Below are 14,446 nucleotides of genomic sequence, written 5' to 3'. Positions count from 1 at the left end.
CATGCTCAGACAATAACCTGAAGCGCGCGCGTTCAGCTTAAAACCCTGCCGCCGTCGCGATAGTCCGAGATCTCGTCGCGCGCGAGCTCGATCAAGTCGATCAGGCTCTTGGCCTCGCGAACGACGTCCCTGGTCCGCTCGGTACGGAACTCGGTGAGGATCATGCGAATGCACTTGTCGGCGGTATCGAGCGTCCACAGTGCGCGGGCCATCTCGTCCTGCGTGTGAATGGACGAGATATCAAGGCCAGAGAGGACTTCACCGATGCCGTTCAGTCGCTTGACGGCTGTTTCGGCGGGTGTCTTGGCTCGAATGGACTGGTAATCGATGCTGCTGAATGCGCTGAACATATCCAAACTTCCCCATTGAACGCGGAGGGTCAGTGCAAGGTCTTAGTAAGATTACCTGACCCTTCCCGCAACGCGTTGGGCTACGGTCCGGGATTCTACCGGACTCAGCCGGCGCCCGGATCAGCGGTAATATCGGACGGACTTTAGCCTACGGGTTAGCTGCGTTTCCCGACCATCTTACCGTTCGACGCGACAAGCTTGCCCTCCTTGTACACGGAGCGCGCCTGCGGAACCGCGACGACAGCCTCGGGAACATGGGCGGCGTTCAACGTCACAAAATCGGCCTTGGCGCCGTCGCGCAGGCCGTAGCCCTCGAGTCGCAGCGCCTTGGCGCCGGCTTCGGTGACGACATCGAACGCCACGCGCAGTTCTTCATCGATGTTGAAGCCCGAGCGATAGCCGAGCGTCGTCGCCCGGCGCAGCATGTCGCCGTCGCCATAAGGCCACCAGGAATCACGAATGTTGTCATTGCCGCTGAACACGGTCACGCCGGCGTTGCGCAGCGCCAGGATCGGCGGGAAGGGCCGCGCGCCCGGCGCATTGGTCATGATCGCGACGCCGGAACGGGCAAGGATTTCGGCGATCTTCTTGAGATGATCTGCGGAGATGTCGCCAAGTCCGTAGGCGTGGCTGATGGCGACATGGCCTTCCATGCCGAGCGCGCGCGTGCGGGCCGCAATCTGCTCGATCTCGAACGCGCCAAGCGTGCCCATGTCGTGCAGGTGAATGTCGACGTCGACACCATGCTTGCCGGCCACGCCGAACACGACGTCGAGATGTTTCTCGATATCGCGATCAAAACTTGCGGGATCGAGCCCACCGACCAGATCGGCGCCGAGCCCGATGGCTTCATCCAGCAATTGTGGCGTGCCCGGGCTCATCAGGATGCCGCTCTGGGGAAAGGCGACGAGCTGGATGTCGATCAGGCCCCTGTACTCCTCACGCACGCGCAGGATCGTCTCGAGCGATTTCAGGCCGACCGAGCCGTCGACCATGACATGGCTGCGCATCTGCGTGGTGCCATGCCCGATGCAGAGATCGAGCTGGTTGCGGGCGCGCACATCCATCGGTGCGGCCTCGGCGATGTTCTGGGCCTGGAAGGCCACGCGCTCATGCACGTCGAAGCCGTCAGTGCAGGGCTTGTGCGGGCGCCAGGTATCGCCATAGAAGCTGGTGTCGAGATGGATGTGGCCTTCGACGAAGCCGGGAACGACCAGGGCATTGTCGAGGTCAATCGTTTCGGCGCCCGTGGGTGGCTGGTCAGCAGGCGTGATCGCGGCGATACGGCCGTCCTTGACCGCGATGTGATGTCGCGATCCGCCGTCGAAGCGGGCGTTGAGGAATATCTTGTCGTAAGCCATCCGGTTGTTCCGTTGGTTCAGGTCTGCGGCTTGAACAGCGTCGGCTGCGGCCGCTCAAAGGTCTGCCGGCCGCTCTTGAAGCCCATCACGATATCCGGCAGCTCGGCGATGGCAAAGCGGCTGTCCTTTGTGTCGAGCACGACGAGATCGGCGGGCTTTCCGACCGCGATGCCGTAGTCCCTCAGGTTCATCAGCCGCGCCGGTAGCTCGGTGACGAGATCGAGGCAGGTGTCGAAGTCGCCGACGGAGGCGTGCGCGACATTGGCGTAGAAGTTCGCCATCCGCATCAGCGAGGCATCGCCAAATGGCGTGAAGGGATTGAGCACGTTGTTGGTGGCGACCGAGCACACGATGCCGTCGCCCGCGAGCTTGTGCGCGAGCGTCAGCCCGCGCGGCGCATTGTGGGTGGCCTCGCGCCCCATCAGATAGAGATCCGTCGCGGGCAGCACAGTGACGGCGACGCCGGCTTTCGCCAGTTGAGCGGTGGCTGCCTTCAGCCGCTCCGGCGGCAAGGCGGAGAGCTTTGTGGCGTGGCCGATCGCGACGCGACCCTGATAGTTGCGCTGTTCGGTCTGCCGGCAGACTTCGTCCAGATGCCACCAGGACGGATCGAGATCGAAGTCGAGATGAAGATCGACGTCGACGTCGAATTCTTGCGCGAGATCGAAGATGCGCGCGAGATGCGCGTTCGGGTCGGTGTCGGTATAGGGGCAGCCACCGATCGCCTCGCCGCCGTCCCGCAGCGCCTGCACCAGCAGTTCCTCAGCTCCGGGATCGTTGGTCAGGCCTTCCTGCGGGAAGACGCAAAGCGAGAGGTCGAGCGCCCAGGCATAGTCGCGCTTCAGCGCCTTCACCGCTTCGAAGCTGCGCAAGCCGATGCGCGGATCGATCTCGACATGGGTGCGCATGCGGGTCGTGCCGTGCACGATGGCGCGCTCGATCACCTTGGCGCCACGCGCATAGACATCGTCGACGCTGAAGTCGCGCTTCATCGCCGAGACGGCGCGGATGGCATCGCCGAGCGTGCCGTGGATGTGTCCGCAACGCTCGAGCAGGCAGGCCTTGTCGAGATGGATGTGGGTATCGACGAAGCCGGGCAGGGCCAGCCGTCCCCCGACATCGATCTCGATCGCCTCGCAGGCAAGCTTTGGCTCAATCGCAGCGATCCGGCCGCCTTTCACGCCGATATCGACGGGTGCGGCGGATGATCGCAACAGGGCGTTGCGGAAGATCAGGTCGAAGGCGGTCTGGGCGGTCATGCAATGAATCTTCGGAGGCGGGTTATAGCAGTGGGCGAGGCTTCGGGTCGGCGGCAATGTAGCGGGGGATCTGATCAAAATATATGCGTGCTTTCCCCGACCCGGACGGTAGTATTTCGCGAATTTGTCCGGGAGATACCGCCATGTCCGTAGCCGTGAAAAGCGAAAAAGCGCCGTCGTCGGACGCCGAGATCGTGGAAGCCTATCTCACGGCCTCGATGATTCCCGATCCCGATGCCGCGTCAGCCTACATGAAGCCGGGCACGGTGATCACCTTTACCGGCGGCCGCGAGTTCGACCACCCGCGCGGGCCGACCGGCTTCAATGCCAAACGCTATCGCTGGGTCAAGAAGAAGATGGATCGCTTTGACGTCTGTCCGGGCGCGGACGAGACCGTGGTCTACAGCGTCGGCACGCTCTATGGCGAGTGGATGGACGGCACGCCGTTCGAAGGCAACCGCTATGTCGATCGCTTCGTCGTCAGAGGCGGGCAGATCGTCAAGATGGATGTCTGGAACGACAGCGCCGAGCGCATCCTGGTGCAGCGGGGCATCGACGCGTAAGGGCAGACTGGTTCGAGCAGCACGTCTCCGGCCAATAGAGCAGCGCTAAAGATGACGCCCGCCTTCGGACAAGGCGGACGCTGGTAAAAGTTCGAGTTTGAGCGTTGCAAGTGTGAGCGTTGAACGGCGATTACTGGAGCACCTCAAGTTTGGTGTTCTTGCCGTCGACCACCTTGAACACGACGTAACGCGGCTGCATCTGCCCGTTTGGCAAGAACTGAACGTCGCCGAACACGGTGCCCTTGACGGCCTTGCCGCGGATCGCTTCCGCCACGGTCTTGCGGTCGAGCGACTTGGTCGATTCAACGGCCTGTGCCCACACCTGCACGGCCGCGGCGCCCAGTGCTGCGCTCTTGTCGGGATTGATGCCATAGGCCTTGTTGTAGGCGGCCACGAACGAGGTGCTCTCCGGCATGATGGTGAACGGGGGCAGGTCAGGGAAGAAGATGTCGGCCGAGACCACTCCGTTATTGGCGTCGCCGGCCACCCTAAATACCGTGGTCAGCATAATGCCGACAGCTCCGACGAAGGTCGATTTGATGTCGGCTTGGCGGTATTGCTCGACCATCGCCGGCAGGCCCGACGAGTTCGACGAGTTGGTGACGATGATGGCGTCGGCATTGGCGCCTTTCAGGTTCGTGAGCTGCACGCGAAAATCGGTGTCCTTGAATGCGAACTTCTCGGTCATGACGACTTCGCCGGAAAAGTTCAGCTTCTTGAACTCGGCTTCGACCGCGGTCTGGAAGCCGTTGCCGTAGACGTCGTTCTGGGTCAGGAAGGCAACCTTCTTCGCTTTCATCGTCTCGACGACGTATTTGGCGATGATGCCGGCATCAAAGCCATTCGAGCTGTTGATACGCAGCGCGTAAGGGTTGGTTTCGCCGCTGAGGATCAGGTCCGATTTCGAGACCGCCGTGATGTCCAGGACGCCGCCGCGGGCGAGGATCGGCTGCATGGCGAGCGTGACCGGCGAGTTCCAGCCTTCGATGACGACATCCGCCTTCTCGGCGATCATCTCGTTGGCTCGGCTGACGCCGACCGCGGGTGTGCTCTCGTCGTCCTTGGAGATCAGCGTCAGCTTGCGGCCGAGCAATCCGCCCTTGTCGTTGATCTGCTGGACCATGAGCTTGACGGCATTGGTGACGGTCTGGCCATCCGGACCGGCGCCACCGCTGAGCGGAAAGATCGTTCCGACTTTGATGTCCTGTGCCATCGCCGGAACTGATGCGAGACCCAATAGCAGGGCGAGTGCCAGTTTTGTCTTGTTCATGTGCTTTACTCCCAATGTTGTCTTTAAGTCGTTTTCTTGGTGATACGGCGATACAAACCCACCAGCCCTGCGGGCCAGAAGATTAGGACCAGGGCCAGCACCGAGCCCAGCACGATTTTGTTCCAGTCACCGCCAAGCGAAAACAGGTTTTGCTGGACGATCAGAAGAGCGGTGCCGATCAACGGTCCGAGCAGGATGCGGCGGCCCACCAGCACGATGGCGGTGAGCATCATCACCAGGAAATAGGACTCGAACATATCGGGTCCGACATAGGCGCGCTGATAGGCGTATAGCCAGCCCGCAAGGCCGGTGATCGGGGCTGAAATCACGAAGACAGCGAGCCGGATCCGGCGCGGGTCGACACCAAGGCTCGCGGCGAGTGCTGGGTTCATCTGCACCATCAATGCGGTTGTGCCGAGCCGGGAGCGGCGGAAGCGCGCAATGAAGGCAAGAGTCAGCAAGAGTAGTGCGAATGCAATCGGCCACAAATCTTCCTGCAGCGCTCCGGAGAACGTGGTGACGAGCAAGGGCAGTTTCAGCGGAGGAATTCCGACGATTCCGTCGGAGCCGCCGACGGTGTCCCAATTGAAGGCGATCTCGTAGGCGACCACGGCGGCCGCATAAGTCACGAGCGAGAACACAAACTCGCGGGTTCGCAAAGTGACGGCGCCGAGGAACGCCGCGGCGGCAAGGCAGAGCACAAGCGTCGCGGCCGCTGTCGCCCAGCCGTTCAGGCCATATTTGACCGAGAGGTTCGCAGCGGTATAGCCCCCGATCGCCCAGAACACGGTGTGGCCAAGGCTGACCTCGCCGAGATAGGACAGCACGATATCAGCGCCGTAGCACATCACGGCAAAGATCGCGATCGTGGTCAGCGTCGAATAGGCGACAGATGTGCCGCCAAGGAGACGCGGAAGCATGAAGCCGATAACGACGAAGGCGGCGACCGCCGCGATGCGGAGAAGTGGGATCGAGCTCGATTGCCGGGATTCGATCACAGTCATTTGGTCGCGAGCCCCGCAGGACGGATCACCAGCAATGCCAGCAGAAGCGCAAAGGCCGCCGCCGTGGTGTAGGCTTGCGCGACGAACGCGCCGAAGAAGGCTGTGAACAGGCCGAGCCCGAGGCCAGCGACGAGCGCACCTCCGATCGAGCCGATGCCACCGAGCACGACCACGACGAAGGTCATGATGACCTCATTGAAGCCCATGCTGGTCAGGATTGGCGAGCGAGGCGCAACCAGCGCCGCGCCGAGCGCGACCACCGAGCATTCGAACACGAAGACCAGCAGATAGACGATTTTGGCGTTGATCCCGAACAGTTCTGCGAGCTTCGGGTCCTCCGCGACGGCACGAATGACTGAGCCGAAGCGCGTGCGTTGCGTGAACAGCCACACGGCGCCGTAGAGGGCGAGCGTGACGACCAGCACCAGCACGTCCTGCCAGGTAAACCAGAGCGGACCGATATCGACTTTGGCCCTCGCCAGAGTGCCAGGCAATGTCTGTGGATTGCCGCCGAAGACCAGGGCGCTGCCGCCCTGGAGGACGTAGCCGAGGCCCAGGGTCACGATCATCAAGCTGGTCAGGTTCTGCGTCATGACCAGGCGCATCATTGCGATTTGCATCAGCAGGCCGACGGCGCCCAGCACGACGATGGCTGCGATGATCGCCAGCGGATAGGGCAGGCCGACCCTGGTGATGGCGTACCAGGTGACGAATGCGCCGAGCATGTAGAGCTGACCATGTGCAAAATTCACCAGACGGGCAACCCCGAGCAGGATGGTCCAGCCGAGCGCGATGCAGGCATAGCCCGAGCCGAGCACGATCCCGTTGATGATCTGTTGCGCGATGTTCACCTCAGTGCTCCATCCGCGATGGTACCGAGATAGGCCTCGATGATGCGATGGTCTGCTGCCATGACATCGGCCGGGCCTTCGCCGATAATCCGACCGCGTTCAAGCAGGTAGAGATGATCGACCACTTTGAGCGCCGCCTTCACATTTTGCTCGACGAGCAGCACCGGCAGGCCGTGATCGACGAGCAGGCGAATTCGAGACAGGAGATCGGTGATCAGCCGGGGCGCGAGGCCGGCGGAAGGCTCGTCAAGCATCAGCACGCGAGGGCCGGAGAGCAGGGCGCGTCCGACCGCGAGCATCTGGCGTTCGCCGCCAGAGAGGGCTGCGCCCTTGTGCGAGCGACGTTCGGCGAGCCTGGGAAAGAAGTCGAAGACCTCCGGGACTTTGAAGGTATGCCGGCCCGTCGTGTCTGCCGGTGGACGCACCAGCGCCAGGTTCTCATCGACGGTCAATTCCGCGAAGATGTTCTTGCCTTCGGGCACCAGCGTGAGGCCACGAGCGACCCGTTCGTGGGCGGAGAGCTTTTCGATGTTGCGTCCCTCGAGCAGAACGGTGCCGGTGACGATGGCGCGGCCGCGCGACCAGCCTGCGAGCGCATTGACGAGGGTGGTCTTGCCGGCACCGTTGGCGCCGACGAGGCCGACCATTCGGCCAGCGGCGACGCCGATATTGACGCCCGACACCGCAACATTGCCGGCGTAGCGAACCGAGAGATTATTGCTTTGCAGCACGGCGCTCATTCGTCGCGCCCCAGATAGGCTTCGCGCACCCGGACGTCGCGTTGGATGTCTGCCGGCGTTCCCGTTGCCAGCATCGCTCCCTGGTCGATCATGACGATGCGATCGGCAATCGACATGATGAGGTCCATGTGGTGTTCGATGACGACCAAAGCGAGGGTACGCTTGCGCAGGCCGATCAGCACGTCGGCGAGCTTCTTCATGTCGCCGCCGCTCAATCCCGCGGCCGGTTCATCCAGCAGGAGCACCTTTGCACCGGTCCCATAGGCCAGCGCGACCGACAGAAGTCGCTGCACACCGTAGGGAATGTCTCCCGGGAGCTGGTCATGGTACTGCCGGGCGATCCCGAAAAAATCAAGAAGCTGTGCGGCTGCTGTCTCGGCCGCACGGCGAGAGGCGGCCTCGCGCCAGGGGGCGAACAGGGACGTTGCCAGATTGGCAGATAAGTCGCGGAAGATAGCCGAGACTGCGTTCTGCAGGACCGTCAGCTCGCCGAAGAACGAGTTCTGCTGAAAGGTGCGACGCAGGCCGCGGCTGGCCAGATCGAATGTCCTGAGGGCCGAGACATCGTGATTGTCGAGGAAGGTGCGGCCGCGATGGGTAACGGCGTTGGTGACCGCGGCGAAGCAGCTGCTCTTGCCGGCGCCATTCGGGCCAATAATGCCGAGGATCTCGTCGCTATGAACTGACCAGCTCACGTCGCGCAATGCGACGAGAGCGCCATACTGCACGGTCAGTCCTTCGACGCGCAGGACTTCGCTCGCGTCGCGACGCGTTTCCCCGGAACTTGCCACGCGGCCGTTCATCCTTTGTTGTCCCGGTCGCACTTCCAACGATCGGTACTTTTTTGGCGCGGCAGCTCACACGGCAAATGATTTTGGATCAAATCGCAAGAGACAGGCGGCCTCGCGGGTGAAGGTATTGCGCGCGGGATGTGAAAACTTGTGCTGACTGGTTGTCGGCCGGGCGTGTTCATGCCGCGACGCACTCAACCTTGGCTGCGCTGCATGATCTTTCCTCTCGCCGCGGTACATACAAAAGCGCGATAGCTGTTAGACGGAACCTCGTCTGGCGATCGGGTCGGCCGTGGGCTATGAGCTTCCGTGTTGTGCACTGGCGCAGCAGATGACCCCTTGAGGAGCCCTCCAATGCGTTTTCCGATCGTTCTCCTGGCCGTCACATGTCTTGCGGGCACAGCTTCAGCCGAAGATCTGTCGGGCACGCTCCAGAAGGTCAAGGAGACCAAGAAGATCACGCTCGGCTATCAGGAGGCCTCCGTGCCCTTCAGCTATCTGGACGGAAGCCAGAAGCCGGTCGGCTTTGCCATGGATATCTGCCTCAAGATCGTCGACGCCGTGAAGAAGCAGCTCGGCATGCCCGACATCGCCGTCGACTATCTCGCTGTGACTTCGTCGAACCGCATTCCCCTGATGGTCAACGGCACGCTCGACCTGCATTGCTCGGCGACTACCAACAATGCCGACCGCCAGAAACAGGTCGCCTTCACCAACACGCATTTCCTCAGCGCGACGCGATTTGCGGCCAAGAAGGCCGCGAAGATCAACACCATCGACGATCTCAAGGGCAAGGCCGTGACCGCGGTGGCAGGCTCGGTCAACCTGAACCAGCTCGCCAAGGTCAATACCGAGCGCAATCTCGGCATCAAAATAATGCCGGCCGTGGATCAGGCTGAAGCGTTCCTGCTGCTTGAGACCGACCGCGCGCAGGCCTACGCACTCGACGACGTTCAGCTTGCGGTCGTCATTGCGCGCTCGAAGGAGCCGGCCCTGTTCATGATCAGCGAAGAGACGTTTTCGAAGGCCGAGCCTTTCGGAATCATGTTGCGGCGGGAGGACGCGCCGTTCCAGGCGCTGGCCGATCGCGCCACGGCCGAGCTTTACGCAAGCCCGGAGATCGAGGTGCTCTACAGGAAGTGGCTGGAATCACCGACGCCGCCGAACGGGCTCAACTATAATGTCCCGATGTCGCCGGCCTTGCGCAACGCCTTCAAGAAGCCGAGCTCGAGCTTCGACCCTGATGTCTATGTCGTGAACTGAGGCGAGGGCTAGCGCGCTCGCGGCGTATCGAGCAACTGGCCGGCGAGCGCTGCGCCGACCACTGCGATCGCCGCCATCGCTAGCGCCCAGGCCACGAACAGCCGATGGCCGATCAGCGCGCCGCTGATGAGGGGAGCGCTGATGTTCGCGCCCGACATCAGCGATTGGTTGAGGCCCATGATCATGCCCTGGCGGTTGACCGCAGTTGAGCGCGACAATTCCGCCGTCAGCGTGCTGCGGGCAAACATGGTGCCGACGATGATCAGCGTCAGGTAGACCGCGAGCAGGCTGATGTTGTTGCGGGCCGATAGTCCCGCAAATCCCAACCCCATGCAGGCGAATGCCACCATCACGATACTGCGGTCGGAGGCGACGAGGTTCGCGCGCGTGATCAGGAGACCCTGGACCACCATGTTGATGAAGCCGGCATAGGCAAACATCCAGCCGAGCTCGCGCGCGCCGAAGGCGTGCCCATCCCATGAGAACCGCGCCGACAGGAACAGGCCGATCTGCGACAGGAACATCGAGTTGACGAAGAAGAACACGATGAGCAGCCCCAGCAGCCGCCAGGCGTAGCGCAGGCCGAACAGGCTGCGCGTCAGCGTCGGCTCGGGCACGCGGTGCTGGTAGAGCGGCTCGGATGCTGGATGATCCGGCGGGAGCAGGGCGATCGTCGCCAAAATGCTGATCAAGGAGAGGGCGGCCGCGGCCCACACCGGCGCGGTCTGGCCGTAATGCACGAGGAAGCTCGAGAGCGCGGGGCCGAGCAGGAGTCCGGTTCCGATCGCGCCGCTGGTCATGCCGAGTGCCTGCTTGCGCGTCGCAGGCGCGCTGTGCTCGGCGGCGTAGGCATGAGCGACCGAGATGTTGCCTGAGGTCAGGCCATCGATGATGCGCGCCAGGAACACCACTGTCAGATTACCTGCCATCGCGAGCAGGACAAATCCGATCAGGGTTCCGATCTGGCTGACCACCAGAACCTTCCGCCGGCCGTAGCGGTCCGAGAGGATGCCGACCACGGGACCGGCGATGAGCTGGCAGGCGGCATAGACCGAGATCAGCGCGCCGATCAGGAACGGCGTGGCACCGAGTCGCTGCGAATAGAACGGCAGCAGCGGCAGGATGATGCCCATCCCGGTGGCATCCACCGCCACCACGACGAAGGTCGGGACGAGCGTCAGCGCGCTGTCGCCCGCCATCTCCTCCCGTGCTTCGGTTGTGGAACCCTGGCCCATCCTGCGTTGTCCTCGTTCGCTTTTTCGTGATCAATCGAGCTATGCAAGATATATAGTTGCAGGCTAATAGTTCGCATCCTATCTAATTTGCATGGCTCCCTCGCAGGCTCATATCCACGGCGAAATCGGCCGGCTCATTGCGCGGCTCGCCCGCATCTGGCGTCGCGAGGCGGATCAGGCGCTGTCCGATCACGGCCTGTCCTATGCGGCCGCGATTCCTCTCCTGTTGCTGTCGGGCCAGGGTGAGAACGTCCGCCAGGGCGTGCTCGCCGACGAGCTTGGCATCGAAGGGCCGTCGCTGGTGCGGCTGATCGACCTGCTCCAGGTCGAGGGCCTTGCGGAGCGTCGTGAGGACCCGACCGACCGCCGTGCCAAAACGCTACACCTCACGAAAGCAGGCGAAGCCAAGGTCGAGGAGATCAACCGCGTATTGCGGCGCGTACGGGCGAACCTGCTCAAGGATATCGGGTCTGAAGAACTTGCGATAACCTTCGAGACGCTCCAGCGCATCGAGCGGCGGGCAAGTCGCCTGCATGAAGCCAAGACATCGGCCAAGACAGTTCCAGAGGCGCAATAGTCATGCGCGCGGAAGAGCCCTTCCTGGTCCGCCATGCGGACCTCATTTTCGCTTTGAAGACGTTTGCCGCGTCGATGTTGGCACTCGTCATTGCGCTCGCCATGGACCTGCCGCGGCCCTATTGGGCGATGGCAACCGTCTACATCACATCACAGCCGCTCGCTGGCGCCACCAGCTCGAAGGCGTTTTTCCGGGTGATGGGCACGCTGGTCGGTGCCACCATGACGGTGGCGCTGGTGCCGAACCTGATCGATGCACCGGAGCTGCTGTGCCTTGCCATCGCGCTCTGGGTCGGGCTCTGCCTGTATCTCTCGCTGCTCGACGGCACGCCGCGCAGCTACGTCTTCATGCTGGCGGGATACACGGTCGCGCTGATCGGCTTTCCCGCGGTGTCCGAACCGGGCGCGATCTTTGACACCGCAGTCGCGCGCGTCGAGGAGATCTCGCTCGGCATCATCTGCGCCAGCCTGGTCTCGACCATCATCTTTCCCCGCAGCGTCGCGCCCGCCGTGGCCCACCGCGTCGATACCTGGCTGTTGGATGCACGCCGTCTCAGCCAAATCGTGCTCATGCGCGAGGGCACCAACGAGACCCGCCGCGGCAAGCGCCTCAAGCTTGCGACCGACATCGTCGAGATCGACACGCTCTCGACCCATCTCGCCTATGACCGGCTGACCGATCGCAATGCGGTGATCGGCCTTGGTGAAATCCGGCTGCGCATGCTGATGCTGATGCCGGTGATCGCCTCGCTCGAAGACCGGCTGGCGGCGCTCGGCGAGGAGGCGTTGCGGCGGCAGCCCGAGCTGAAGCGACTTCTGGAGGATCTCGCGCAATGGATCGTGAGCGACGTCAGCGCGCGACAGCCGGCCGAGCGGCTCCGCGCCGCGATCGTGGAGCGGCAGGCAATCCTCGATGACAGCGCCTCCTGGGAGCGGATCATCACCACGAGCCTGTTGTCGCGGCTGCGCGAGCTCATCGACCTCTCGCGCGATTGTCGTGCGCTGACCGAGGCGATCGCCGAGAACCGCGACGTCTCGACCCTCGATCTCGCCTTTCATTCTGAGGCCGGCGCCGCGCCCGTGCGTCACCGCGACCGCGGCCTTGCCCTGTGGTCGGCGGCCGGTGCGGCCGTGGCCATCTTGATTTGCTGCGCATTCTGGATCGGGACAGGATGGCCCGACGGCGCGTCGGCGCCGATGATGGCGGCGGTCGCCTGCTCATTCTTTGCCGCGCAGGACGAGCCCGCGCGCTTCATCCGCAGCTTTGGCCTGTGGTCGCTGGTCGCCATCGTGGTCGTTGCGGTCTATCTGTTCGCGCTGGTGCCTGGGATCTCCCATATCGAGGTCTTGATCGTCGCGCTGGCGCCGACTTTCCTGCTCTACGGCTTTTTGATCGCCCGGCCGGCAACGGCGGGGACGGGCATGGCGCTGGCGGCCAATACGGCGACACTGCTTGCGTTGCAATCGACTTACATCGCGGACTTTGCGTCCTACGCCAATTCCGCCGTCGCGTTCTTCGTCGGCGTCGTGATCGCGGAGATCGTGACGCGGATCGCACGCGGGGTCGGCGCGGAGTGGATCGCCAATCGCCTGGTGCTGTCGAGCTGGATCACGATCGCGGTCGCCGCCGAACGGCGCGGCAAGCGCGACCGCGCGGAGTTCGCCGGCCTCATGTTGCACCGGCTTGGGCTCCTCGTGCAGCGCATCGCATTCCTCTCGGAGAGCGATCGCCGCGATGCCGACAGCCTCGTCCAGCTCCGTATCGGGATCAATATCATCGACCTGCGCCGCGCGCGTTATGGGCTCGCAGCATCGACCATTTCCGTCATCGACGACATGCTCGACCAGCTAGCTGCGGCCTGCCGCAGCTATGCCGGCGGCGGAATGCCGGCTGAGTTGCTGCGGAATGTCGATCTGGCTCTGGCCCAGGCGGTGAAGGATCCCAATGACAGTGCGCGCGAAGATGCCTTGATCGGCCTCGTCGGCATCCGGCGCGGCCTGTTTCCGGACGCGCCGGCCTACCGGCCGCGCGCAGGCGAGAGTGTTGCGGCATGAGGTACGTCATCGACATCTACGGCGTGCTCGTGCCTTCGCTGCTCTTGTGGATCATCGTCGCCTATGCGCTCAGCGCGCTGTTGCGCCGGCTCATGCAGCGCTTCGATCTCTACCGGCTGGTCTGGCATCGCGCGCTGTTCGATTTCGCGATTTTCATCTGCCTCCTGGGCGGCGTCGTCTATCTCTCGGAGTATCTCTCATGAAAGGAAATGTCGCCCGGCTTGGCCGCCTCGCGCTGACAATCATCGCCGTCGTTGCGGCGCTTGCCGTCGGCCGTGAGCTGTGGGTTTATTACATGGAGCAGCCCTGGACGCGTGACGGCCGCGTGCGTGCCGACGTGGTCCAGGTCGCGCCTGACGTGTCCGGATTCGTCACGGATGTATTGGTCAAGGACAACCAGAAGGTCCATCGTGGCGACGTGCTGTTCCGGATCGATCGCGAACGCTTTGCGCTGGCGCTGCGGCAGGCCGACGCTTCGGTCGCCGGCCATCAGGCAACCCTCGATCAGGCCAATGCCGATTTGAAGCGCTACAGCGCGCTGACGACCGACGCGGTGTCGCAGCAGAAGCAGGAGCAGGTGCTGGCGACCCAACTCCAGGCCAAGGCGGCCTTCGATGCGGCGGTTGCCGACCGCGCGGTCGCCCAGCTCAATCTCGACCGCAGCGAGGTCCGCGCTTCCGTGAACGGTGTGATCACCAACATGGATTTGCGTCCCGGCGCCTACGTCACGGCCGGCAAGGGCGTCATGGCGCTGGTCGATAGCGACACGCTGCATGTGGAAGGTTATTTCGAAGAGACAAAACTCGCGCGCATCCGTATCGGCGACAAGGTCCAAGTCCGTCTGATGGGCGAGAAGGGCACGCTCACCGGCCATGTCGAGAGCATCGCCGCCGGCATCGAAGACCGCGATCGCGCCGAAGGCGCGAGCCTGCTTGCGAACGTCAATCCCACCTTCAGCTGGGTGCGCCTCGCCCAGCGCGTGCCCGTGCGCATTGCGCTCGATCCGGTGCCTGACAGCACGGCGCTCGTTGCCGGCCGCTCGGCGACGGTGGAGGTGTTGAACTAGCTGACGCGAATAGCGCTGCGCATGATTGCGCCCTCGCCCCTTGCGGGAGAGGGCATCTCCGC

Annotated in this window: 15 protein-coding genes; 6 read left to right on the top strand and 9 right to left on the bottom strand. The window is 63.3% G+C overall.

From position 1 onward, the window contains the following. Positions 1-32 precede the first annotated feature (32 nt). The 3 genes from UB31_RS09995 to UB31_RS09985 form a co-directional block, all read right to left on the bottom strand. A complete protein-coding gene (locus UB31_RS09995; protein ID WP_045010738.1) occupies positions 33-350 on the bottom strand; it encodes a hypothetical protein in 318 nt (105 codons plus the stop codon). Between the two features lie 155 nt (positions 351-505). Further along, positions 506-1,711, bottom strand: coding sequence for an amidohydrolase family protein (locus tag UB31_RS09990; protein ID WP_045010737.1), 1,206 nt, complete (start codon positions 1,709-1,711; stop codon positions 506-508). Positions 1,712-1,728: 17 nt separating this feature from the next. Continuing rightward, positions 1,729-2,970, bottom strand: coding sequence for an amidohydrolase family protein (locus tag UB31_RS09985; protein ID WP_045010736.1), 1,242 nt, complete (start codon positions 2,968-2,970; stop codon positions 1,729-1,731). Positions 2,971-3,113: 143 nt separating this feature from the next. Here UB31_RS09985 and UB31_RS09980 point away from each other — a divergent pair, with 143 nt between their 5' ends. After that, entirely contained in the window at positions 3,114-3,533 is a 420-nt protein-coding gene (locus UB31_RS09980; RefSeq protein WP_045010735.1) for a nuclear transport factor 2-like protein, read from the top strand. 130 nt (positions 3,534-3,663) lie between these two features. Here the strand turns inward: UB31_RS09980 and UB31_RS09975 are convergent, their stop codons facing one another. From UB31_RS09975 to UB31_RS09955, 5 genes are read right to left on the bottom strand one after another with little or no spacing between them, the layout of a single operon-like run. Further along, on the bottom strand, positions 3,664-4,803 hold the full coding sequence (locus tag UB31_RS09975) for an ABC transporter substrate-binding protein (RefSeq protein ID WP_045010734.1): 1,140 nt from the start codon (positions 4,801-4,803) through the stop codon (positions 3,664-3,666). Positions 4,804-4,826: 23 nt separating this feature from the next. Further along, a complete protein-coding gene (locus tag UB31_RS09970) occupies positions 4,827-5,807 on the bottom strand; it encodes a branched-chain amino acid ABC transporter permease (protein ID WP_045000766.1) in 981 nt (326 codons plus the stop codon). After that, complete coding sequence (locus UB31_RS09965; protein ID WP_045010733.1) at positions 5,804-6,658, bottom strand: branched-chain amino acid ABC transporter permease; 855 nt, start codon at positions 6,656-6,658, stop codon at positions 5,804-5,806. The genes UB31_RS09970 and UB31_RS09965 overlap by 4 nt, the downstream gene beginning before the upstream one ends. After that, positions 6,655-7,398 carry an ABC transporter ATP-binding protein gene (locus tag UB31_RS09960; protein ID WP_045010732.1) on the bottom strand — a complete coding sequence of 248 codons (744 nt, stop codon included), beginning with the start codon at positions 7,396-7,398 and terminating at the stop codon, positions 6,655-6,657. The genes UB31_RS09965 and UB31_RS09960 overlap by 4 nt, the downstream gene beginning before the upstream one ends. Further along, on the bottom strand, positions 7,395-8,201 hold the full coding sequence (locus UB31_RS09955; protein WP_045010731.1) for an ABC transporter ATP-binding protein: 807 nt from the start codon (positions 8,199-8,201) through the stop codon (positions 7,395-7,397). Before UB31_RS09955 ends, UB31_RS09960 begins: the two co-directional genes overlap by 4 nt. 342 nt (positions 8,202-8,543) lie before the next feature. Here UB31_RS09955 and UB31_RS09950 point away from each other — a divergent pair, with 342 nt between their 5' ends. Then, entirely contained in the window at positions 8,544-9,452 is a 909-nt protein-coding gene (locus UB31_RS09950; RefSeq protein ID WP_045010730.1) for an amino acid ABC transporter substrate-binding protein, read from the top strand. Between the two features lie 8 nt (positions 9,453-9,460). Here UB31_RS09950 and UB31_RS09945 read toward each other — a convergent pair whose 3' ends face one another. Continuing rightward, positions 9,461-10,687, bottom strand: coding sequence for an MFS transporter (locus tag UB31_RS09945; RefSeq protein WP_045010729.1), 1,227 nt, complete (start codon positions 10,685-10,687; stop codon positions 9,461-9,463). A gap of 91 nt (positions 10,688-10,778) precedes the next feature. Between UB31_RS09945 and UB31_RS09940 the strand changes: the two genes are divergently transcribed. The 4 genes from UB31_RS09940 to UB31_RS09925 are packed head-to-tail and all read left to right on the top strand — an operon-like array spanning position 10,779 to position 14,384. Next, the gene (locus tag UB31_RS09940) at positions 10,779-11,264 is read left to right on the top strand and encodes a MarR family winged helix-turn-helix transcriptional regulator (protein WP_045010728.1); all 486 of its coding nucleotides are present in this window, start codon (positions 10,779-10,781) and stop codon (positions 11,262-11,264) included. 2 nt (positions 11,265-11,266) lie between these two features. Next, positions 11,267-13,318: an FUSC family protein gene (locus UB31_RS09935; protein ID WP_045010727.1), complete on the top strand. Its 2,052-nt coding sequence runs from the start codon at positions 11,267-11,269 to the stop codon at positions 13,316-13,318. Next, entirely contained in the window at positions 13,315-13,521 is a 207-nt protein-coding gene (locus UB31_RS09930; protein ID WP_045010726.1) for a DUF1656 domain-containing protein, read from the top strand. Before UB31_RS09935 ends, UB31_RS09930 begins: the two co-directional genes overlap by 4 nt. After that, entirely contained in the window at positions 13,518-14,384 is an 867-nt protein-coding gene (locus UB31_RS09925; RefSeq protein ID WP_045010725.1) for an efflux RND transporter periplasmic adaptor subunit, read from the top strand. Before UB31_RS09930 ends, UB31_RS09925 begins: the two co-directional genes overlap by 4 nt. The last annotated feature ends 62 nt before the right edge of the window (positions 14,385-14,446 follow it).

It is taken from the genome of Bradyrhizobium sp. LTSP849 (assembly GCF_000938255.1).
Classification (GTDB): domain Bacteria; phylum Pseudomonadota; class Alphaproteobacteria; order Rhizobiales; family Xanthobacteraceae; genus Bradyrhizobium.
This window is presented reverse-complemented; position numbering and strand designations above follow the sequence as displayed.

Bases quoted from the DNA above. Each gene is read 5' to 3' on its own strand.
- UB31_RS09995 (WP_045010738.1), bottom strand. From the start codon at position 350: ATGTTCAGCGCATTCAGCAGCATCGATTACCAGTCCATTCGAGCCAAG.
- UB31_RS09990 (WP_045010737.1), bottom strand. From the start codon at position 1,711: ATGGCTTACGACAAGATATTCCTCAACGCCCGCTTCGACGGCGGATCG.
- UB31_RS09985 (WP_045010736.1), bottom strand. From the start codon at position 2,970: ATGACCGCCCAGACCGCCTTCGACCTGATCTTCCGCAACGCCCTGTTG.
- UB31_RS09980 (WP_045010735.1), top strand. From the start codon at position 3,114: ATGTCCGTAGCCGTGAAAAGCGAAAAAGCGCCGTCGTCGGACGCCGAG.
- UB31_RS09975 (WP_045010734.1), bottom strand. From the start codon at position 4,803: ATGAACAAGACAAAACTGGCACTCGCCCTGCTATTGGGTCTCGCATCA.
- UB31_RS09970 (WP_045000766.1), bottom strand. From the start codon at position 5,807: ATGACTGTGATCGAATCCCGGCAATCGAGCTCGATCCCACTTCTCCGC.
- UB31_RS09960 (WP_045010732.1), bottom strand. From the start codon at position 7,398: ATGAGCGCCGTGCTGCAAAGCAATAATCTCTCGGTTCGCTACGCCGGC.
- UB31_RS09955 (WP_045010731.1), bottom strand. From the start codon at position 8,201: ATGAACGGCCGCGTGGCAAGTTCCGGGGAAACGCGTCGCGACGCGAGC.
- UB31_RS09950 (WP_045010730.1), top strand. From the start codon at position 8,544: ATGCGTTTTCCGATCGTTCTCCTGGCCGTCACATGTCTTGCGGGCACA.
- UB31_RS09945 (WP_045010729.1), bottom strand. From the start codon at position 10,687: ATGGGCCAGGGTTCCACAACCGAAGCACGGGAGGAGATGGCGGGCGAC.
- UB31_RS09940 (WP_045010728.1), top strand. From the start codon at position 10,779: ATGGCTCCCTCGCAGGCTCATATCCACGGCGAAATCGGCCGGCTCATT.
- UB31_RS09935 (WP_045010727.1), top strand. From the start codon at position 11,267: ATGCGCGCGGAAGAGCCCTTCCTGGTCCGCCATGCGGACCTCATTTTC.
- UB31_RS09930 (WP_045010726.1), top strand. From the start codon at position 13,315: ATGAGGTACGTCATCGACATCTACGGCGTGCTCGTGCCTTCGCTGCTC.
- UB31_RS09925 (WP_045010725.1), top strand. From the start codon at position 13,518: ATGAAAGGAAATGTCGCCCGGCTTGGCCGCCTCGCGCTGACAATCATC.